Source organism: Mesorhizobium escarrei, assembly GCF_935825525.1.
Classification (GTDB): domain Bacteria; phylum Pseudomonadota; class Alphaproteobacteria; order Rhizobiales; family Rhizobiaceae; genus Mesorhizobium; species Mesorhizobium escarrei.
On sequence record NZ_CAKXZT010000027.1, the window covers coordinates 1 to 211 of the forward strand.

The window sequence follows — 211 nt, forward strand, 5'->3', positions numbered from 1 at the left end:
AGCCATTCCCTTGCCGCCGCGCCTTGGCACCTTGGACAGTGCCTATTCCTGCAGCTGTTATACGCAATGCGACTGTGGCCGCAGTCCTCGCACGCCTCGACATGACCGCCAAGCGCCGCGGTGCGGCAGGTCTCGATCGCCGACATCACCTTCAGCTGGCCGAGGCTCAAGTGGCCGGCTTGGGCCGCGCGCCAGGCGGCGCCATGGCGGT

1 protein-coding gene is annotated in these 211 nt (G+C 67.8%); it reads right to left on the reverse strand.

Annotated features, from left to right (window positions below):
* Positions 1 to 211 (reverse strand): transposase zinc-binding domain-containing protein (locus NMG80_RS02340; RefSeq protein ID WP_254016653.1); only part of this gene is annotated, 211 nt, incomplete at both ends.